Source organism: Cupriavidus sp. SIMBA_020 (genome assembly GCF_046535395.1).
Taxonomy (GTDB): Bacteria; Pseudomonadota; Gammaproteobacteria; order Burkholderiales; family Burkholderiaceae; genus Cupriavidus; species Cupriavidus campinensis.
This window is the reverse complement of sequence record NZ_JAWRWU010000010.1, coordinates 70,577-90,428: the sequence shown is the minus strand read 5'-3', so window position 1 is coordinate 90,428 and position 19,852 is coordinate 70,577. Positions and strand designations below refer to the sequence as shown.

The following is a 19,852-nucleotide window of genomic DNA, read 5'->3' as shown; positions in this document are numbered from 1 at the left end:
GGCGCGCCGCCGCCGGGCGTGCGCCCGGCGCGGGGCATGCGTTTGCGCGGGAAGGTGGAGCCTGGCGGCGGCGGCGTGCGCCCCATGCGGCGCGTGATGCTTCTGGCCAATACGCCCCTTGCCCGCGTTTGGCTATCGTCACATGAATGGCGCACGTCCAGGACGGCGTCATTTCAAAGCCCGCATGGTCCCCCGGTCGGCGGGCTTCTTTTTTGGCGCGACGCCTCGTCGTCGTCCGCCGCGATCATCGCGCGCGCGGTGGCCATGTGCCGGGTAGCCTCCCGCTCGCCGAACTCGCACGCGGCGAGCACGGCGGCGGCCTCGGTGGCAAAGCACCGGCCATGCAGCTCGCCCCGAAACAACAACGGCCCGCCTCCTGCGATGGCGAGCCGAATCTCGAAACAACATGCCCACTTGCCCCGGCCCTCGCGCACGGCAAAGCCATGCACGACCAGGATATTGACGCCCCGTTCCATACGACCCCCTGCGTGGCCACGGCGGCCGGCCTCTCAAAGGCACCGGCTTCAGACCGTGGACTTCTCGCAAGCATAGGTCGCGCGACGCGGCCGCGCCTTCATCCGGTTGCCGTAGTGCCGTCAGCGGAGTGGGGGTGGGGGTAGGGGTGAAGGTGGGAGACGGGCGCTGCGCCGGCATGGCGCGGCTGGGCGCGCAGCATCGCCAGGGCCGCGCGCGGGAAGCACTGGCCGCCGGCCCAGACCAGGGCGGCGGCGGCGCAGACCAGTTCGATCGGGGCGGGCACGGCCAGGCAGCCGCTGGCGCCGATCTGGGCGGCGTAGACCATCAACGCGGCATCGAGCGAGTCGGACAGCACCAGCCAGCGGCGCGGGGACAGTTGTTCGCGCACGCGGTCCAGCAGCGCGCGGGGGTCGCCCTCCACGCCGCTGCAGTCAACGACCGCCATGTCCACCGGGGCGTCCGGCACGGCTTCGGAGGCGTCCGGATTGTCGATGGTGGCGGCGCGCGTCTTCGCATCCGGGGTGTCGAGCAGCCAGTCAGGCGCGTGCCATCGCACGGGCATGGAGATGTCCTGCCCCTCCATGCGTCTGGCGAGGATGCGGCACATCATTTCGTTGCTGGCGATCAGGTAGGTCGTCATCGACAGAGATCGGCTTGTTGGGCGTCTGCACCGCGCGGCGTTGCTTACCGCTGGCGCGACGGTGATCGGACGTCGGTTCACTGAACGCGTGCCAAACGGCACACGCACCGCCTGCCCGCGCGACAGGCGCAGCCGGGAAGGCAACAGATGGCAGGCAGGGGATGGATGACGGTGGCGACACGCGTCTGGTGACGCAGTCCGCAAATCGGTCTGCAAATCGGCCTGCAATAACGCTAGCAAGCGCAGCCGGTCACCGCCTCATGCTTTCGGATGAGGGCGGGCCGGCAGATGGGGGACGCGAGTGGCAGGCCGCGCGACCGCGCTCAGGCGGCCTCACAGGCCTCCCGGGGCTGCAGGACGGCGGACGTACGGATCGAGGTCGGCGCGGTCACAACAGGCCCCGGCCAGTTCAGCGTGGCGCCGCGCTGGAGCGCGACGTAGACTGCCTCGCCCTTGTTGCGCACGTGCAGGCGCTGATAGAGCGTGCACGCATGGGTCTTTGCCGTGGCCACCGAGATATTGAGCAGCCGGCTGACGGTCTTGATCGGATAGCCGCGCGCGAGCAGGGCCAGCACCTCGTACTGTCGCTCGGTGATATTGAGCAGATGGGCGCCCGCCGTCGGGGTTTCCAGCGGCGTGGCGTGCGACTGCGGGCCGTGGCTCGGCACACCATGCAGCGGCACGACAATCGGCGCGGCGGCATGGCGGCCGTCGCGACCATCCGCATGGGCCGCCGGCACCGGTACCGACGCGGCGTGAACCTCGGGCAGCGGCTGGCCAGGCTGCGCAAACTGATTGGCCGCCGCCTCGGCACCGCGCATCACGGCGATGGGCGACGGGAAGCATTCGCCCCCGGCCAGCACCAGGCGGATGGCGGCTTCGAGCGCCTCGGCGGAGCAGGCTTTCGCCAGCAGGCCGCGCACGGTCTCCGGGAGGCCGAATTCGGGCATGGGTGCCGGCACGTGTTCGGCCAGCACCAGCACGCGCTGCGGCTCCAGCCGCTGGCACAGGCCGGCAAGGCCGAGCCAGCCGGCTTCCGCATCGGCGGGCAGGCCATAGATCAGCAGATCGGCGTGGTGCGTCCACGGATCCGGTTCATGCAGAGACTGGGGATCGATATCGACCAGATCGCCGGGAACATGCGCCTGTGCCAACAGGTGGCGCAGCCCAAGGCGTAGCAAAGGATGTGGCTCGAGCAACAGGATGGTGGCCATGGCCGCTCACTTCTTATTGGCGCGCGCGGATGCCGCGTACAATCCACTGCGCGCTGATTGGACACGCTCCGCTTTTGGCACGGCTGCACGCCCATACGATAGGTATCGCCTCCTGAGCCCTGCAGCGTTTCCCGTCCTGGCTCGCTGCTGTCCTGCCGGCCCTCCCTCGGAGGATGCCTACCGCCCCGTTTCGCGTATTCACGCGTTAGATGCTTCGCAACTCAGATTCAAATTAAATTGAATTCTGGTGTTCAGCATAGGAAGCACGCCGAGTGATTGCAAGCAAATGCTGCATTGCGGGGGTTTTCCCGCGTTGGGTTTTTGCGAGGTCGCTCACGGCACAAAGTGCGTTATATGGCGCTTTTTTTGGCGACTATTTTCCATACGTCACGCGTATGACCTGGATGGTTGCCACGTATGCTTCACATCCCCATCCTCCGATCTCCGACCATCTATATAGGCGAGGACGATAGAGGCAGCTTGGCCTCCCATCGAAAATAATTTACATTGCATTTTGATATTCAAAAGTGCCTGGTACGGATTGGCACTCCGCTAGAACTGTTATAACTCAAGCACTTACCGTCCCTTCTTCATGAGCACGGATCCCGACACGCTGGCCGCCACCAAGCTCACCCGAACCGAATTTGCCGTGGTTCGGGCCTATGCCCAGGGCATGCGGCCAGTCGATATCGCCAATCGCTACCTGCTCGATCCGGACGATGACGATGTGCTGACCGAGCATCAGGCGGTGCAGCGCATCCTGACGCTGCGCGACAGGCTGGTGCAGTTCGCGCTCCAGCATGACCGGCCCGATATCGCGGCCATGTTCGAGGCACTGCGCGGGCGCTCTGACGCCGGGATGACGCGCCGGGTGGACGCGCTGTCGTCCATCGAGCGGCTCGGCCAGGGCCGGCCGCTGCCCGGGCATCAGGTGTCGCTGTGGTTCCGCCCCAGCCTCGCCCGCCGGCTGGCCACGGGGGGCGTACGCACCATCGCCGACCTGACCGATCTGGCGAACCAGCGCGGCAGTAGCTGGTGGCGTGCCGTGCCACGCATCGGGCAGCAATCCGCCGAAATCATCACACGCTGGCTGCGTCAGCAGCAGTTGGAGATTGCCACAGCAGTTCGCCCATATGTGATGCCACCATCACAACATCGTGACCGGCCTGCGCTGGTGCCTGCGCGGCTGGGGCCGGCGATGCGCGATCCTATCCCGCTCGAACACATGCTGACGCCCGCGCCTGACTACCCCGGTGCGATCTCGTTAGGGGATGACCTGCGGTTTATTTGCGACTGGGTGGCTCGCCGCAGCGGCTCCCCGAACACGGCCGGGAGCTACCGCCGGGAGGCCGAGCGGCTGCTGCTATGGGTTGCCCAACAGCGGGGGTCGGTCCAGGCGCTGGAGGCGGACGACCTGGCACGCTACCGCAGCTTCCTGGCCGACCCGCAGCCGGCGAGCTTCTGGTGCGGCCCGGCGGGTGCCCGGGACCGGGCGCTCTGGCGGCCATTCGAAGGGCCGCTTGGCGCAAGTTCGATCGAGGCGTCGATGCGCGTGGTTCGGGCCTTGCTCCGGGCCATGGCGCGGTCGGGGCTGCGGCAAGGTGGCCAGGCTGTGTTGGCCGGTAGCGTACCCGTTGCTGCGTCGGAATCCATCGAAACGAATCGCTCGAATTTGCTTCCGCCCGGTGTCGTCGAGGATTTCCTGGATTGGCTTGGGACGGCAGATCCCTCCCCTAGGCAGCGGGCGGCACGAGCGACGGCGCTGCTGTTGCATCGGCACGGTGTGCGGATCTCGGCGCTGCCGGCGATGCGGCTCGGGGATGTCCGCCTGGCCGGGCGCAGCGCGCGGCTGCTGTCCGGGGCACAAAATGAATCCGAAGATTCAGGGTTGCGGCTCGATGAAGATGTCTGGATGGCGCTGCGTGCGCACTGGGCCGATCGGGGGATTCAGGTGGAAGCCGGCTGGAACGCCAATGCTGCCCTGCTCGCGCCGAGCGAATTTCCGGCCACGAAGCGGGGTCGCGCGAAGCAGGCGCAGGACGGTGCGGGCTACGCCGCGAGTGGTCTGGACCAGTTGCTGCGGGGCACCTGGAAGCGCTTCGCGGCGGGGCGCGAACTGCCCGAAATCGGGTTCACGCCGCGCCTCCTGGCGCGCGCCGGGCGCCCGCTGCCGGACGCCCCGAAATGACCCCGAGCGTACCTTTTGCTGCGATCCAAATCTTCGATGAAACAATGAGTTAGCGAAGCGACTGCAAAAAACTCAGAGTAGCGTTTTATCCAGTCCAAAGCGTGCCTTAAGTACCTCGAGCAGGTCCTCCCGGGCATTGCGGTCGGACAGCTGAACATCGAGCATTACCCGACCCGAATCCCACTCCTTGATCGTGCCCAGTAACTGGCCCGATTCGGTCCGAATCTTGTACTGCCGGCTGATCTCCTTGACCTTGCGCGACTTCCCTTCCTGCGCCTGTTTACGGATCGCCTCGACCTCGCGGCTGGACAGGCCGTCGTTCATGATGCGCGTTGCCAGGTCACGCGTGCGGTCCTCGCCGGCGATCTTGCAGAACAGCGTCAGCTCGTAGCCGGCGGCAATCCCGATGGCACTCGGTCGCTCGCGCATCACGCCAAGCACTGAATCCGGCAGCTTCAGCAGCGCCAGGGTCTTGTTGACCGTGCCCGCCGACATACCGGTCAGTTCGCAGATCTCCTCCTCCTTCTGAACCTTGCCTTCGTCCAGCAACTGACGCCAGGCGATGGCATTGTCGAGCGCGGACTGGTCCGAGCGCTGCTCGTTGAGCAGGAACGACAGCCGGTAGAAATCGAGATCGCTGAGGTCGCTCTCGATGAAGCATTCCATCTCGAGCTTGCCGGCGGAGGCCAGGGCACGCTTGCGATAGTGACCGTCGATGAGGATGTAGTGCCCGGGACGCACGGGGTCTGGCGCCGCCAGACCAGGTGTTTTCTGCCCATGCGTGGCGATCGACGCAGCACGTTCCTGGACCACTGCGGGATCATAAATTCGACGCGCATTGAAAGGATTGTCGTGCAGTTGCGCGATGGGGATCTTGATCAGCGTGCGGCCCGTTTCCGACGGTTCCACACTTTCAGCGCTGAAAGTTTGGATTTCGGCAACCGGCAGACGCTCGGCGCGTTGGGTCTGGAGCAACCCGTTCGGATGCTGGGAGATGGCTGCCTCCGCCCTCGCGAAGCGATCCATCGTGTCGTTGCGGGTCTTCTCCGCCGCCATGCCGGCCAGCATGCCAGCCTTGAGGCTCTTCAATTTTGTTGCCATGGGAATTACTCGATCAGGGACAGGACTTCGTCGACCATCATGTCAACCTCCTGTATGGCCTCGCGGGCACCCGGCACACCGTGCACGGTGCAGCCAATGGCCTGGCATTCCCGGAACGCCGAGCGCGAGCCAATCATGGCATTCAGCAGCGGCACATCGCCGTCATCGCCCAGGATCTCGATGGCCTGACGGGCGATTGAGACGCGTCGCTGGACCATATTGGCCATGACGCGGATCTGCAGGGTCTCATTCTGGACCTGGGCATGCTGCGCGAGCGTCTTCGCCGCCACGGCCGCCCACAGATCGGGCGGGGACGGGACGACCGGGATAATCGCGAGGTCGGAAATCAGGAGCGCGCTCGACGGCGCGGCCGAATGCACGGCGGGCGGGCAGTCGACAAGGATGTAGTCGTAGTCGTGGATGAATTTGCGGACTTCGCGGTGCATCGCGCCACCGGACGGCGCCAGGCCGATCACGGAAGCGGGAAACGGGCGCTCATCGCTCGCCTGTGCGGCCCAACGGGTGGCGGTGCCCTGTTCGTCCATATCGACAAGCATGGAACGGGCGCCGCGCAGGCCCAGCGTGCCAGCCAGGTGCATGCTCACCGTGGTCTTGCCACAGCCGCCTTTCTGGTTGAACACGGTAATGATTTTTGCTGCCACACTGGCCTCACTTTCAGCGCTGAAAGCGCACATGACGAGTTCTCTACAGGCGGAACTGTAGCCAAATCGGCAGTGCGCTACAACCCATTTTTCATTATTCAAATTTTATGTGTCGTAACGTCGCACCAGCCCGTCACGGTGAAGGGTAAACACGGCTTACCCTAAATTCGGGGATATTTCCTCTTGAAATGAGGCAGAGAATCCGCCTAAAGTAAAGATAGTGCGCATTACCCCGCACATGACACAGCAGAACAAACTGGTTATGATGCGCGCTACAGTCGAGTCAAGTCGTGTCAACCTCGTTGGCTTCCGTTCGGTATCTACGAGACCTCAACGTGCTTGAACGGTTGTTTGCGTTGTGTACAAGAACTTGCTTCGAAAGGAAATTCCTATGGCAACCGGTACGGTCAAGTGGTTTAACGAGACCAAGGGCTTCGGCTTCATTACCCCGGACGACGGTGGTGCAGATCTGTTCGCGCACTTCTCGGAAATCCAGGGCTCGGGTTTCAAGACCCTGAAGGATGGTCAGCGTGTGACGTTTGAAGTGAAGCAGGGCCCCAAGGGTCTGCAGGCATCGGCGATCAAGCCCGCCTGACCCTGGTTCACTGAACGCCCCGCCACGTGCGCAAGCGCGTGAACGGTAAAGAAAAAGGCAAGCGCTCGTCGCTTGCCTTTTTCGTTCCGGCGGTCAGATCGCCTTCAGGCCAGCTTGCGAACGCTAGTGCGTGACGGCTGCAGGATCAGGGCCTTCGACGAATCAGCATCCACCTTTGCGCCCGGATAGACCACCAGCACATCCTTGAGCGCCTTGCGGAACAGTGCGCGGAACTTGCGCTCGCTCTCGGTCTCCGTGCCGAACTGCATCTGCAGCGCTTCCCACGGGATTTCGGTGCGGCGCTGGATCGTGAAGAACCGGTATGTCAGCCATGAATAGACATCGAGCGCGAACGGCGACTGCTTGAGCGCCTTGAGCGCACGCATATCCACAGGCACCGGGCGGTTTACCAGCTCGTTGAAGAATGGCTCCGACAGCACCACAAAGCTCTCGAACATCGAGCCCTGGCCGGGTTGCATCGGATCCCACCACGTCGACAGCTGGTCGGCCAGCAGGTAGCCCACGCGATCGATCGACAAGGGTTCGTGATTCGGCGTTTGATTGGGCGTCGGCGTCGACTTGTTCTGCACGATCGCAATCGTTGCCGAGAAAAGGCGGATCATCTGCTGGCGCACCAGCGTCATCGTGCCGCGCTTGCCCCCAGTCGCCATCGGAATGCCGAGGTTGTACATGAACTCGGACAGCGAGTTACCCAGTGAGATACGGCGGTCCTCGACCGTGCCCGTAAACTCGCCGCGCTTCTTCTTCGCCATGATCTCCTTGCCAATCCAGGCAAGCATCAGGCGTGGATAGGAGCCGTACGGATACCCTAGCGAAACAGTTTCGGAAACGAGCTTCTGACGGCCATTGGCCGCCCGCTCGGAGCGTTGCTGCGTGAAGTAGCCCGGCTGGATCATCAGCGAGATGTTGCCACTGGTGCGCGTCCACACGGGCGGCGCGCCTTTGGGAGCACGATACGGCAACGTCACCTGCACGCTGGCGCGGCTCAGGAAGCCCACCTCGCCGCTTTGCCAGGCGTCCTCGCGCTCCATCGCCTGAGCCTCGTCGAAGAGGCGCTGGAATTTCTCGGACGGAACCAGGACGTTCTCGTTTCCGGGAACGATGATGCGGGAAGGCTCGTGATCCCCTTGCAGGACGGAGCGATCCCCCTCGGTGGCCAGGGAGCGTTTGATGGGCATATTGACGGGCTTCGGATTACCCGCCTTTTTACGCGAACCCGTAAACGTTGTCACGCAGAAACAGGTACGTATACGTTCTTTGTGTTTTTCCGGTGCCGAGCGCTGTTGACGTCTTGCCTGCGGTTGCGGTGCCACACCGCCAGCTTGTTTGCAGGCGATCTGTTTGAGGTTTCGGGTTTCTCAAGATTGGCAGGATGTCCGGCATGCGGTGGGCAACCCGACAGGGTTGTCCACGGTTGGCGGCACATCAACTACAAGTAAACGATACCGATACGGGTTAACTACTTGTAAACCGTATACGGAGGGAAAACGGGCTTGATTTCAAAAGGAAAATGAACGCCCAGCGAACCCGATTCTGCGTGGAACCGTACTCGATTCTGCGAAGCCCCGAACCCGAATCTGCGACTGGGCGAACCCGTTTCAGCGGAAAGCGCGAACCGGATTCTGCGGGGATAACTCACTGATCCCACAGGCTTTTCCACAGTGGGACGCGCCCAAAGCGTACCTGATTCTGCGTGACCTGTGCTCGGCGACCGCTTCCCTGCTCGGAAGCCCTGTGAACAACCGTGTTATCCCCGCAGAAATGGGTGCGCGGGCGGGCTGCGTGATGGCTCAAGCGTACCCGATTCTGCGGACTCGACGCCCTAGAACGTACCTGTTTCTGCGCTGGGCAGGTTCGGGGCCGACCACATCCTGTGCGTACCCGTTTCTGCGGCGTACCCAATTCTGCGGAATGACATCACTTTGCTGCGCCGCCGGCAAACGTACCCATTTCTGCGCTGGTTCTGCTCGTCACAATCTCCGGGAGCGTACCCAAATCTGCGTGGACCGGAGGCGCAATGCGTCAGCCTGCAGAAGCAGCACAACTATACCACTGCCTTCCAGTAAAAGCCAGTGCTCACTCTCAACGTATACGTGGCTGCGACGAGATATCCATGCCGTACCCGTTTCTGCGCCATGTCGCTCTTCCGCATTGCGGCCGGACACGTATACATCACCGGTATCGTGGGCGCCCGTACCCGTTTCTGCGAGCACATTGATGCTGTCCGTCCCGGGTGCCATCGAAGAGCGTACCCATTTCTGCGTCCCAATCGCTGGGATGGGCCGCATACGTCGAGAAATTGCCGCGTACCAGATTCTGCGGGGACAACTCGACGCGAAATCCGGCCTCGGTCGGCCTATGACAGTGGGGTGGTGCCTTAAGCGAAGGGAGGGAGCGGACGAACTGCGTACCCGTTTCTGCGTGCGAATGCGGGAGGCCAGGGCGGCAATCCGCCGCCGACCGTACCCATTTCTGCGGAGATCAGTCAGGAAGGCGTACCCGTTTCTGCGGCGCGACTGCGCAGGGTACGAAGGAAGAACCACATCAAAGCGAAGCCGGACGACCAGGAAGCCTGATCCGACGAAAAACAGGCGAAAAAAAACCCCGCCAGTGATGGCGGGGCTCTTTTCGGTGCTGGCACACCTTGCGGCGTGCCGGAGCTACCTTGGCTTACAGCGGCGTGATGTTCGCAGCTTGCAGACCCTTCGGGCCGTTCTTGACTTCGAACGACACGCGTTGGTTTTCCTGCAGCGACTTGAAGCCGTCGGCGCGCACTTCGGAGAAGTGGGCGAACAGGTCATCACCGCCTGCGTCCGGCTTGATAAAGCCGAAGCCCTTGGCGTCATTGAACCACTTGACGATACCGGTTTGCATGGTATTGCTTTCCAAAAAAAGATAAAAAAGAAACCGATGGTGCACACACCATCGCACTGCCAACTCAAGGAAAGGACACCATGGACAACCGAAGTACCAACGGTGGCTAACGAATGAACTGTTGCCTCGTCGCTTGAATCTAGCTGAGGTTTATACGGGGGATTCGCCGCCTCGTCAAGGTGGGGATTCCCCGGCAGGGGCTGGCAGCGTCACGTGGGCCTATGGGATCATCCTGCCTTTTGCCTATTGTCTGTCATGCAGCCCTTGACGCCGCCCCGGGCCGGGCGAGCCGAGCCGCAGCAGACGCGCAACAGATCCAGGAGACCCCCACATGTCCCTACCGGACCCCGCCGAGCGGCCGGGCAGCGATGCCGCGCCCGCCTTTCAGTCCAGCCCGGCCCCCGCCAGCCTCGCCGAGCGCCTGTTCCGCCTGGCCGAGCACAACACCAATGTGCGCACCGAAGTGCTGGCCGGCGTGACCACGTTCCTGACCATGGCGTACATCATCTTCGTCAATCCGAGCATTCTTGGCGATGCCGGCGTGCCGAAGGACGCGGTGTTCGTCGCCACCTGCGTGGCCGCAGCCATCGGCACGCTGATCATGGGGCTCTTTGCGAATTATCCGATCGCAATGGCGCCGGGCATGGGCCTCAACGCCTACTTCGCCTATACGGTGGTCAAGGGCATGGGTCTGCCGTGGGAAGCGGCGCTCGGTGCGGTGTTCATCTCCGGCTGCCTGTTCCTGCTGGTCACGCTGTTCCGCATCCGGGAGATGATCGTCAAGGGCATTCCGCATGCGATCCGGGGCGCGATCACGGCGGGCATCGGACTGTTCCTGGCGATCATCGCGCTGAAGAACGCCGGCATCATCGCGGCCAGCCCGGCCACCCTGGTCACCATCGGCGATCTGCACCAGCCGCCTGCGATCATGGCCATCATCGGCTTCTTCGTGATCGTTGCGCTGGACCGCCTGAAGGTGAAGGGCGCGATCCTGATCGGCATCCTGCTCACCACGGTGCTGAGTTTCCTGTTCGGCGGCAACACCTTCCACGGCGTGTTCTCGGCGCCGCCGTCGATCGCGCCCACGCTGTTCAAGCTCGATATTGCCGGCGCGCTGTCCATCGGCATCATCAACGTGGTGCTGGTGTTCTTCCTGGTCGAACTGTTCGATGCCACCGGCACGCTGATGGGCGTGGCCAACCGCGCCGGGCTGCTCAAGGCCGGCAAGATGAACCGGCTCAATCGGGCGCTGATGGCCGACAGCACGGCGATCATGGCCGGCTCGCTGCTCGGCACGTCGTCGACCACGGCCTATATCGAGAGCGCGTCCGGCGTGCAGGCCGGCGGCCGTACCGGCCTGACCGCCGTGACCGTGGCCGTGCTGTTCCTGGCCTGCCTGTTCATCGCACCGCTGGCCGGCACGGTGCCGGCCTATGCCACCGCGCCGGCGCTGCTCTACGTCTCCTGCCTGATGCTGCGCGAGCTGGTCGATATCGACTGGACCGATGTCACCGAAGTCGTGCCCGCCGTGCTCACCGTCCTCGGCATGCCGTTCACGTACTCGGTGGCCAATGGCGTCGCGTTCGGCTTTATTGCCTACGCGGTGCTGAAGCTGCTGACCGGCCGCGCGCGCGAGGTGCCGGTCATGGCGTGGATCATCGCCGCCGTGTTTCTGTTCAAGTTCTATTACCTGCCGGGGCATTGAATCCGCCCGCATCCGCCCGATGGCGTACCCGATTCTGCGTCAAATGTGAGCGCTCATTAACCTGATGGGTCGCCTGCGGCGTGCGATTCTGATCTCACACTAAAGTATGAGACATGAATGAAAACGATCACTTCGGGCTGGACAAACCGTCTCAAATGCACTGAACTAGAGGCGAAGTAGACGAAGGGCGCGTGAGAGCGCCCTTTCTTGACTCCGGCCTATGTCGAGGCCGCGCCCCGCGCGCGGCGGCCGCCATCGGCCGAGGGCATCCAACGAGACCGTCTTGCAGCGACGGCGGGGCCACCACGAGATCACAGAAGTCATAAACAGACCACACGGCCGACACGTGTGGCAGACAACAGACAGCTCAAAACCAAACGTAGACAGTGGTAATCGTACGCAGTGCCGGGGGTGTTGTTCAACGGGGAACAAATCATGACCGCAGGAGAGATCCGGCGTCCCGAATTCGGGCCCATCAGTGCATCCGCCAGTCGATCGATTCACCGCGCGCCATTGGCCAGTGACGCTTCCGCCATTTCACTACGGGATGCCGACCTAGGCGGCCCGGACACCGAAGTCGCCGTGCTGCTCGCCGAGGACACGGAGATTTCGCCACGCACGCGCCAGGCCGTCGAGGCCCTGATGCAACGCCATCGCATGCTGGCCGAGGAACTCGCGCGCCAGCGCACCTTGCTCCAGGAATGGATCCTGAGCCAGCTCACCTACAAGGCGCTTTACTTCCAGTACTCCGGCCAGTCGCCCGAAGCGCCCAGCGTGGACCTGATGCGCGAGAAGGACATGGTGCGCCGCCGTATCCGCGACCAACTGCACGCCGGCCGTGATTACGACAGCGTGCTCGAAGAACAGTCTCGCAGTCTGTCCAGACCGTGATACCGACGTTGAGTGCGGGGGAACTCCCCCTGCCGGCGGAACCCAGCCGGGCCATGTGGCCCGCTTCCGGCCCGATTGCCGGCACCGCCGCGAACAAGAAGACAAACGTCAGGGAGAACGGCATGGACCGACTGTGCAAAGCGTCGACACGCTCCGCACAGATCGTGCTGGTGTCGCGTTACGAAGATTTTGGATTCAGTGCCGAGCAATTCGGCCAGGGGTGGGAGATCCGGCGCGTGCAGCAGGTGCGCGACCTGGAGCGCGTCGTGCGCGGCAGTGCGCCCATGGCGGGCATCCTCGACCTGCAATCGAGCTATTCCGATGCGGAGCTGACCCAACTGGAGCAGGGCCTCCAGCATCTGCACGTGACCTGGGTGGCCATCACCTCCAACGAGATGATCGAGGACGAGCGCATCCGCCGCATGATCCGCGACTATTGCGTGGATTACGTGCGCACGCCGTTCTCGTTCGACGAACTGGCGTACACGCTCAAGCACGCCCACGGCATGGCCAGCCTGCATGGCGTGCGCGCGCCGGAGCATGTGCCGCACGGCCCGATGATCGGCGACTGCAACGTCATGCGCGTGATGTTCCGCTCGCTGGCCAAGGTGGCCCACAACGACGCGCCGGTCTTTATCTCGGGCGAGTCCGGCACCGGCAAGGAGCTGGCCGCGCAGGCGATCCACGAGGCGTCGAGCCGCCGCAAGGGCCCGTTCGTGGCGATCAACTGCGGCGCCATCCCCTCGCACCTGGTGCAGTCCGAACTGTTCGGCTACGAGAAAGGCGCGTTTACCGGCGCCAACGCGCGCAAGATCGGCTGGATCGAGCAGGCGCAGGGCGGCACGCTGTTCCTCGATGAAATCGGCGACCTGCCGCTCGAGAGCCAGGTGGCGCTGCTGCGCTTCCTGCAGCAGGGCTGCATCACGCGGTTGGGCGGCCATCAGTCGATTCCGCTCGACCTGCGCATCATCTCGGCCACGCACGTGGACCTGGTGCTGGCGCAGACCGACGGCCGCTTCCGTTCCGACCTGTTCCACCGGCTCTGCGTGCTGACGCTGACGATTCCGCCGCTGCGCGACCGTGGCGAGGATATCCTGCTGCTGGCCAACGCGGTGCTGACCGAGCACGGGCACGAGGCCCACCGGCGCATTCGCGGCTTCTCGGCGTGCGCCACGCAGGCGATGATGCAGTACGCGTGGCCCGGGAATGTGCGGGAACTGATCAACCGCGTGCGGCGCGCCATCGTCATGACGGACAACCGCAAGATCACCGCGGAAGACCTGCAACTGCACGGGGGTGTGGAGGTGCCGCGCAAGACGCTCGATGCCATCCGCGAGGAGGCGGAGCGCGAGGCGATCCGCACGGTGATGGCCAGCCACGGTTTCCACGTGGTGCCGGCGGCGCGGGAGCTCAATGTCTCGCGCGTGACGCTGTACCGGCTCATGCACAAGCACAACATCCGCGTCGATTCGCAACCGGGCGCCGTGGCGGAGTAGGTTGCCGCGGAGTAAGTTACCGAAGTGCCAGGGGGGGCCCGGCGACGTCCGCTCGCCGGACCCCCTTCGTCCCACCGCCCGGACAGCAGCGGCCGGCTAGCGCGGCCTGGCCCGCGCGGAGATCGTCCTTAATCCCTCCCTTTCTCTTTCCCTCTCAAGAATCGTTCCTGGCGCCTCCCTAGTCATTCAAGTCATGCTGATCTTGTCGCGCCGGTGCCGTGGCGGCGTGGCGTCGGCCGGCCCGCGCGTGGGCAGCGGGTCGCGCGGCTCGGCGCTCTCGCGCGCCTGGCGCGCGTCGGGGTGGGGCGCGCTCTGGTCGGGCGCGAAGGTCAGGTCGCCCCAGGCCCAGGCGAAGCTGCGCACATAGCTGTCGTTGCTGAGGGCGGCGTGACTGTTGAGGTTGGCGCAGTCGGGCCGGTCGAAGTACGCGTAGTTGCCGGCGAACGCGGCAGTCGTCGCGGTCGAGAGCAGCGCCAGCGCGATGATGGCGGGGACTCTGGCGTTCATGGGTGGCTCACTCCCTTGCTGGAAAAAGGTGCCCGCCGGGGGACGGAGCACGTAAAGCTTTCAAATACTGCAAGCAATGCCGTTGTCGGTTGTCATCCACTGTTGTCCTTGCGACGTGGCCTCAGCATGCCGGCAACCCGTTGCGGCGCCGGCTGGCGGACACCGCGAGCGTTCGGCTGGCCGCCGCGCAATACGAGGCAACCGGGCGCAGTGGCTGGCGGGGCGACGGAAGCAGGGGCGGCGACAGCAGGTCAATCACGGACGGTGCGGGGCCCGCCAATCGATGGGCGCGCCTGCGTGCCGTCATTCGTGCGGGCGGATGACGCATGGCGGGGGGTCCTCCTGCGTGGTCTGTCGAATAGTTGTCAAAGGCGCGTGCTTCTCCCTGCCCGGTACAGAGCGACAAGTGTGCCAATGCACGCGAAACGCTTGTTTTATAGGGGTTGCGCGACTTTGGCACATGCGCCGGCCCCGGAGCGGGCCGTCAGGCGGCGTCGATCGGTTTCGCCGCTGTAACGCAAGCGGACGGAGGCGCGCGTGGCCGTGTGACATGTGGCAGGGCGGTTAGGGCGGGCGGTGCGTCATCATGCGGCGCCCATGCTCCCGGCCACGCTGCCAAGGTGGGAGGCGGTGGCAGATGTCGCCCCTGAATGACCCCCCGGCGCCACGCCGTTGCGCGTGCCGGTGGGGCGGCAGGGCCGATGGCGCGTCCTGATGCGCGACCCGGGCGCCCTGGCGCCGGGGCGCGGCACGAGGGTGCACCCGGTTGCAGGGCTGAAACATGGGTCTGGCGGGGAGGATCGACGCAGAAACGGGTACGCTCGCCGGCCCGCAGGTCGGCGGGGCCGGGCAGGGGAGGCGGGGAGTGTGGTGCCGGTGGCTAGCGCGGGGTGCCCGACGGCACCGATGCTCCCGGTGCCATCGGTGCCGGTCGGTCGCCGGGGGTGGCGTTCGAGGTGGCGCCGGAAATGGGCTTCGGGCCCGGCTGTCCACGCTGTTGTTCGCAGCCAGCCAGCGCCAGCAGGCCAAGGCAGAGCGCGGCAACGGGGCGCCTGATCGAGGTGCGGATCACGGAAGTCTCCTGTTCCTGGCCGGGCGCGGCGGGTCCGCGCGCCGGCGGGTGTGCCTGAACCTACTGTAGCAGGTTGCACCGGCGCCGCTCCGGATGCGCATTATCATGAACGCAGGTCGGACGCGCGCGGACAGACAGCCCCGGCCGCGTCGTCCATGCTCTGAACGTGACGAGGTCATCACCCTTCACCATCCGAGATCCGGCATGCCTCCTGAACAAGCTTCCCGGCCGCCCGAGGGCGCACCGCCCCGGCCTCAGCGTGGACGGATCCTGCCCGACCGCCATACGGCCGCGCGCACCTTCCGCGTGGTCACCGCCGCCATCCAGGCCTGGTTCGAGCACCGCGCGGCCAGCAAGGGCGCGGCGCTCTCCTTCTATATGTTGTTCTCGCTCGCGCCGATCCTGGTGCTTGTGATCTCGATCGCCGGCCTGTTCTTCGGCGCCGAGGCCGCCCGGGGCGAGATCTTCGCCCAGCTCAACGGCCTGGTGGGCGAGCAGGGCGCCGCCGCCATCCAGGGGATCCTGGCCGCCACGCACCGCGCCGGCGGCAGCGGCGTGGCGGCGGCCATCGCGTTCGGCATCCTGATCGTGGGTGCGACGAGTGCCTTCGCCGAACTCAAGAGCAGCCTGGACGACATCTGGCACGCCCCGCCCCCGGCCGGCGCCGGCTGGAAGACGCTGCTGCGCGCGCGGGTGCTGTCGTTCAGCATCGTGCTGGCGCTCGCCTTCATGCTGCTGGTCTCGCTGGTCGTCAACGCCGCGCTGGCCGTGGTGGACCGCTTCTGGGGTGCGCTCTGGACCGCCTCCTGGTTCGCCCCGGTGGCGGACGCCATCTCTACGGCGTTCTCGTTCGCCGTGGTCACGGCCCTGTTCGCGGTGATCTTCAAGATGCTGCCCAACGCCCGCATCGCCTGGCGGGATGTGACGATGGGGGCGATCATCACCGCGCTGCTGTTCGCCGTGGGCAAGCGGCTGATCGGGCTCTACCTGGGGAACAGCGCGGTGGCGTCGTCCTATGGCGCGGCCGGCTCGGTCGTGGCGCTGATGTTGTGGGTGTACTATTCGGCACAAATATTCTTCTTCGGGGCCGAGCTGACGCGCCAGTACGCGTTGCAGTTCGGCAGCCTGCGCGGGCACGATCCGGCCAAGGAAAACCGCGCGGAGCCGGGTACCACGCGCGGTGCCACCCCGCCGGGGGCCGCGAACCGGTAAAATACCGCCCCATTCCCTGTGCCCCGCCCGGGGCCCTCCACCCGATCCTGCCTGTCAGTCACCAGATTCCGTTGCCGTGAGCTCGCTCGTTTCCGAAATTGCGCGTCGTCGCACCTTTGCCATCATCTCTCACCCCGACGCGGGCAAGACCACGCTGACCGAAAAACTGCTGTGGTTCGGCGGCGCCATCCAGGTGGCCGGCGAAGTGCGCGCCCGCAAGGCCGACCGCCATGCCACGTCCGACTGGATGGAGCTGGAAAAGCAGCGCGGCATCTCGGTGACCTCGTCGGTCATGCAGTTCCCGTACCGCCGCCGGCCGGACGTGCCCGAGAACATCGTCAACCTGCTGGACACCCCGGGCCACGAGGACTTCTCCGAAGACACCTACCGTACGCTGACCGCCGTCGACTCGGCGGTGATGGTGATCGACTCGGTGAACGGCGTGGAAGCGCAGACCATCAAGCTGCTCAACGTCTGCCGCCTGCGTGACACGCCCATCCTGACCTTCATCAACAAGCTCGACCGCGAAGGCCGTTCGCCGATCGAACTGCTCGATGAAATCGAGGACGTGCTCAAGATCCAGTGCGCGCCGATGACCTGGCCGATCGGCATGGGCAAGGCGTTCCGCGGCGTGTACCACATGATCGACGACAAGGTGCAGCTGTTCGACCCCAAGGGCGAAAAGGGCACCGCCGCGATCCTGGACGGGCTGGACAACCCCGAACTCGACCGCATCCTGGGCAGCCAGGCCGACGAGTTGCGCGTGGAAATCGAACTGGTACGCGGTGCTTCGCACACCTTCGACAAGGAAGCCTTCCTCTCCGGCAAGCAGACCCCGGTCTACTTCGGCTCGGCGATCAACAACTTCGGCGTGCAGTCGATGCTGGACGCGCTGTGCGAGCTGTCGCCCCCGCCGCTGGCGCGCCAGACCGAGAGCCGCGTGGTGGTGCCGGAGGAAGCCAAGTTCACCGGCTTCGTGTTCAAGATCCAGGCGAACATGGACCCGCGCCACCGCGACCGCATCGCCTTTGTGCGCGTGTGCTCGGGCAAGTTCGACCGGGGCATGAAGCTGCTGCACGTCTCGGCCGGCAAGACCGTGGCCATCAACAACGCCATCACCTTCATGGCGCAGGACCGCAACACCACCGAGGAAGCCTACGCGGGCGACATCATCGGCGTGCCCAACCACGGCACGATCCGCCTCGGCGATGTGTTCACCGAGGGCGAGTCGCTCAAGTTCACCGGGATTCCGTCGTTCGCGCCCGAGTTCTTCCGCCGCGCGCGCTTGAACAACCCGCTCAAGGTCAAGCAGTTGCAGAAGGGTTTGCAGCAGCTGGCCGAAGAGGGCGCGACGCAGATGTTCCGCCCGCTGGCGTCGAACGATCTGGTGCTCGGCGCGGTCGGTATCCTGCAGTTCGACGTGGTGGCGCACCGGCTGGAGCACGAGTACGGCGTGGATGCGATCTTCGAATCCCATGAATGCGCCACGGCGCGCTGGCTGCGTGGCGATGCCGCCGAGATCGAGAAACTGATCGAGAAGGCCGGCCACAACGTGGCGCTGGACGGCGCCGGTGACCACGTCTACCTGGCGCCCAGCATGGTCAACCTGCGCCTGACGCAGGAGCGCTTCCCGAACCTCCAGTTCCTGGAAACGCGCGAGATTGTCTGACATCTCCTGCTAGAATCCTGAGCTTGTACGATGACCGGCGTGCCTTGCACGCCGCACATCGCTCCCTTCCTGCCGCCCCCCATGTCCACCGCCACACCCGTGCCGGCCGCCGAGCCGGACACCGTATTCCGCGACCCCGCTTTCCGGCATTTCTGGTTCGCCAGGCTTTGCACCACCATCGGCTACCAGATCTTCACGGTGGCGGTGGGCTGGCAGATGTACGACCTCACGCGCGATCCCTTCATGCTCGGCATGGTCGGGCTGGTGCAGTTCCTGCCGTCGATCGTGCTGCTGCTGATGTCCGGGCACGTGGCGGACCGTTTCGACCGCCGGCTGATCGTACGCACCTGCCAGGCGCTGGAAGCGGTGATTGCCGTGTCGATGGCCGTGGCGAGCTTCTCGGGCTGGATCACGCGCGAGCACATCTTCCTGTTCGTGGCGGCCATCGGCGCCTGCCGCGCCTTCGAGACGCCCACGCTCCAGGCGCTGCTGCCCAGCGTGGTCACGCCACGCCAGCTGCCGCGCGCGGTGGCGCTGGCCAGTTCCGCCGGCCAGACCGCCATCATCATCGGCCCGGCGCTGGGCGGCTTCGCCTACGTGGCGGGGCCGGGCGTGGTCTATTCGATCAGCGCCGTGCTGTTTGCCATCGCCGCCGTGCTGGTGGCCACGCTCAAGCTGCGCCAGGCCGCGCAGCGGCTGACCACGCCGGTCAGCATCAAGACGCTGTTCGCCGGGTTTGCCTATATCCGCAGCCATCAGGTGCTGCTGGGCGCGGTGTCGCTGGACCTGTTCGCGGTGCTGCTCGGCGGCGCCACCGCGCTGCTGCCGATCTATGCGCGGGACATCCTCCACACCGGCCCCTGGGGGCTGGGGCTGCTGCGCTCGTCGCCGGCCATCGGCGCGCTGGTCACGGCGCTCTGGCTGGCGCGCAACCCGCTGAACCGGCGCGTGGGCCGCGTGATGTTCGGCGCGGTGGCGCTGTTCGGCGTGGCGACGATGATCTTCGGCATTTCCAACTGGCTGCCGCTCTCGATGGGGGCGCTGGTGGTGCTGGGCGCATCGGACATGATCAGCGTGGTGGTGCGCCAGACGCTGGTGCAGCTCGATACCCCCGACGACATGCGGGGCCGCGTGGGGGCGGTCAACTCGGTGTTCATCGGCGCCTCCAACCAGCTTGGCGAGTTCGAATCGGGCGTCACGGCGGCGCTGCTCGGGCCGGTGGGCGCGGTGCTGCTGGGCGGCGCCGGCACGGTGCTGGTGGTGTTCGCATGGATGCGGCTGTTCCCGGCGCTGGCCGACCGTGACCGCCTGCACGATCATCCCCACGACCGCCCGGCCCCGGCGCGCTGATCGCTCCCGATCCGGGCAAAGCGTACCCGTTTCTGCGCACACCTTCCCGCCGGACCCTGCTGCCCGCGCGCGCCATGCAGGGATTACAACGGCTCACGGCCGAAAGTTGTAATCACTGCACTCCCCCTGCCTTTTCTCCCTCGACTGTGATGTAAACGGCGCGCCGCACGGGCCGCCG

16 protein-coding genes are annotated in these 19,852 nt (G+C 65.2%); 8 read left to right on the top strand and 8 right to left on the bottom strand.

What is annotated here, in order from left to right; translation table 11 throughout:
- Window positions 1-173 precede the first annotated feature (173 nt).
- The 3 genes from SB751_RS19290 to SB751_RS19280 form a co-directional block, all read right to left on the bottom strand.
- On the bottom strand, window positions 174-476 hold the full coding sequence (locus SB751_RS19290) for a hypothetical protein (RefSeq protein ID WP_244844460.1): 303 nt from the start codon (window positions 474-476) through the stop codon (window positions 174-176).
- Between the two features lie 98 nt (window positions 477-574).
- Window positions 575-1,117 carry a DNA-binding response regulator gene (locus tag SB751_RS19285; protein ID WP_244844462.1) on the bottom strand — a complete coding sequence of 181 codons (543 nt, stop codon included), beginning with the start codon at window positions 1,115-1,117 and terminating at the stop codon, window positions 575-577.
- 323 nt (window positions 1,118-1,440) lie between these two features.
- Window positions 1,441-2,331 carry a helix-turn-helix transcriptional regulator gene (locus SB751_RS19280; protein ID WP_144201061.1) on the bottom strand — a complete coding sequence of 297 codons (891 nt, stop codon included), beginning with the start codon at window positions 2,329-2,331 and terminating at the stop codon, window positions 1,441-1,443.
- Between the two features lie 592 nt (window positions 2,332-2,923).
- Between SB751_RS19280 and SB751_RS19275 the strand changes: the two genes are divergently transcribed.
- A complete protein-coding gene (locus SB751_RS19275) occupies window positions 2,924-4,519 on the top strand; it encodes a phage integrase family protein (protein ID WP_410748299.1) in 1,596 nt (531 codons plus the stop codon).
- A gap of 72 nt (window positions 4,520-4,591) precedes the next feature.
- Here the strand turns inward: SB751_RS19275 and SB751_RS19270 are convergent, their stop codons facing one another.
- Together SB751_RS19270 and SB751_RS19265 are read right to left on the bottom strand one after the other, a co-directional pair.
- Window positions 4,592-5,620, bottom strand: a complete 1,029-nt coding sequence (locus SB751_RS19270) for a ParB/RepB/Spo0J family partition protein (RefSeq protein ID WP_211942685.1) — start codon at window positions 5,618-5,620, stop codon at window positions 4,592-4,594.
- 5 nt (window positions 5,621-5,625) lie between these two features.
- Window positions 5,626-6,282 (bottom strand): AAA family ATPase, encoded by a 657-nt coding sequence (locus SB751_RS19265; RefSeq protein ID WP_144201200.1) that lies wholly within the window; start codon window positions 6,280-6,282, stop codon window positions 5,626-5,628.
- Between the two features lie 391 nt (window positions 6,283-6,673).
- On the opposite strand from SB751_RS19265, the gene SB751_RS19260 reads away from it, so the two are divergent.
- Window positions 6,674-6,877, top strand: coding sequence for a cold-shock protein (locus SB751_RS19260; protein ID WP_006159056.1), 204 nt, complete (start codon window positions 6,674-6,676; stop codon window positions 6,875-6,877).
- Window positions 6,878-6,981: 104 nt separating this feature from the next.
- Here SB751_RS19260 and SB751_RS19255 read toward each other — a convergent pair whose 3' ends face one another.
- Together SB751_RS19255 and SB751_RS19250 are read right to left on the bottom strand one after the other, a co-directional pair.
- Window positions 6,982-8,076, bottom strand: coding sequence for a replication protein RepA (locus tag SB751_RS19255; RefSeq protein WP_144201054.1), 1,095 nt, complete (start codon window positions 8,074-8,076; stop codon window positions 6,982-6,984).
- Window positions 8,077-9,568: 1,492 nt separating this feature from the next.
- On the bottom strand, window positions 9,569-9,772 hold the full coding sequence (locus SB751_RS19250) for a cold-shock protein (RefSeq protein WP_008646365.1): 204 nt from the start codon (window positions 9,770-9,772) through the stop codon (window positions 9,569-9,571).
- A gap of 331 nt (window positions 9,773-10,103) precedes the next feature.
- On the opposite strand from SB751_RS19250, the gene SB751_RS19245 reads away from it, so the two are divergent.
- The 3 genes from SB751_RS19245 (at window position 10,104) to SB751_RS19235 (ending at window position 13,864) form a co-directional block, all read left to right on the top strand.
- Window positions 10,104-11,477 (top strand): NCS2 family permease, encoded by a 1,374-nt coding sequence (locus tag SB751_RS19245; protein ID WP_144201052.1) that lies wholly within the window; start codon window positions 10,104-10,106, stop codon window positions 11,475-11,477.
- Between the two features lie 435 nt (window positions 11,478-11,912).
- Entirely contained in the window at window positions 11,913-12,368 is a 456-nt protein-coding gene (locus SB751_RS19240) for a hypothetical protein (RefSeq protein WP_144201050.1), read from the top strand.
- A gap of 122 nt (window positions 12,369-12,490) precedes the next feature.
- Window positions 12,491-13,864, top strand: a complete 1,374-nt coding sequence (locus SB751_RS19235) for a sigma-54-dependent transcriptional regulator (protein WP_144201198.1) — start codon at window positions 12,491-12,493, stop codon at window positions 13,862-13,864.
- Between the two features lie 186 nt (window positions 13,865-14,050).
- Here SB751_RS19235 and SB751_RS19230 read toward each other — a convergent pair whose 3' ends face one another.
- Window positions 14,051-14,371 (bottom strand): hypothetical protein, encoded by a 321-nt coding sequence (locus SB751_RS19230; RefSeq protein ID WP_149138543.1) that lies wholly within the window; start codon window positions 14,369-14,371, stop codon window positions 14,051-14,053.
- 1,276 nt (window positions 14,372-15,647) lie between these two features.
- Here SB751_RS19230 and SB751_RS19225 point away from each other — a divergent pair.
- The 3 genes from SB751_RS19225 (at window position 15,648) to SB751_RS19215 (ending at window position 19,674) form a co-directional block, all read left to right on the top strand.
- Window positions 15,648-16,655: a YihY/virulence factor BrkB family protein gene (locus SB751_RS19225; RefSeq protein WP_410748298.1), complete on the top strand. Its 1,008-nt coding sequence runs from the start codon at window positions 15,648-15,650 to the stop codon at window positions 16,653-16,655.
- Between the two features lie 76 nt (window positions 16,656-16,731).
- Entirely contained in the window at window positions 16,732-18,324 is a 1,593-nt protein-coding gene (locus SB751_RS19220; protein ID WP_144201042.1) for a peptide chain release factor 3, read from the top strand.
- Between the two features lie 81 nt (window positions 18,325-18,405).
- Entirely contained in the window at window positions 18,406-19,674 is a 1,269-nt protein-coding gene (locus SB751_RS19215; protein WP_144201040.1) for an MFS transporter, read from the top strand.
- Window positions 19,675-19,852: the final 178 nt, after the last annotated feature.

Coding starts and splice junctions, on each gene's coding strand:
- SB751_RS19290 (WP_244844460.1), bottom strand. CDS start 476: ATGGAACGGGGCGTCAATATCCTGGTCGTGCATGGCTTTGCCGTGCGC.
- SB751_RS19285 (WP_244844462.1), bottom strand. CDS start 1,117: ATGACGACCTACCTGATCGCCAGCAACGAAATGATGTGCCGCATCCTC.
- SB751_RS19280 (WP_144201061.1), bottom strand. CDS start 2,331: ATGGCCACCATCCTGTTGCTCGAGCCACATCCTTTGCTACGCCTTGGG.
- SB751_RS19275 (WP_410748299.1), top strand. CDS start 2,924: ATGAGCACGGATCCCGACACGCTGGCCGCCACCAAGCTCACCCGAACC.
- SB751_RS19270 (WP_211942685.1), bottom strand. CDS start 5,620: ATGGCAACAAAATTGAAGAGCCTCAAGGCTGGCATGCTGGCCGGCATG.
- SB751_RS19260 (WP_006159056.1), top strand. CDS start 6,674: ATGGCAACCGGTACGGTCAAGTGGTTTAACGAGACCAAGGGCTTCGGC.
- SB751_RS19255 (WP_144201054.1), bottom strand. CDS start 8,076: ATGCCCATCAAACGCTCCCTGGCCACCGAGGGGGATCGCTCCGTCCTG.
- SB751_RS19250 (WP_008646365.1), bottom strand. CDS start 9,772: ATGCAAACCGGTATCGTCAAGTGGTTCAATGACGCCAAGGGCTTCGGC.
- SB751_RS19245 (WP_144201052.1), top strand. CDS start 10,104: ATGTCCCTACCGGACCCCGCCGAGCGGCCGGGCAGCGATGCCGCGCCC.
- SB751_RS19240 (WP_144201050.1), top strand. CDS start 11,913: ATGACCGCAGGAGAGATCCGGCGTCCCGAATTCGGGCCCATCAGTGCA.
- SB751_RS19235 (WP_144201198.1), top strand. CDS start 12,491: ATGGACCGACTGTGCAAAGCGTCGACACGCTCCGCACAGATCGTGCTG.
- SB751_RS19230 (WP_149138543.1), bottom strand. CDS start 14,371: ATGAACGCCAGAGTCCCCGCCATCATCGCGCTGGCGCTGCTCTCGACC.
- SB751_RS19225 (WP_410748298.1), top strand. CDS start 15,648: ATGCCTCCTGAACAAGCTTCCCGGCCGCCCGAGGGCGCACCGCCCCGG.
- SB751_RS19215 (WP_144201040.1), top strand. CDS start 18,406: ATGTCCACCGCCACACCCGTGCCGGCCGCCGAGCCGGACACCGTATTC.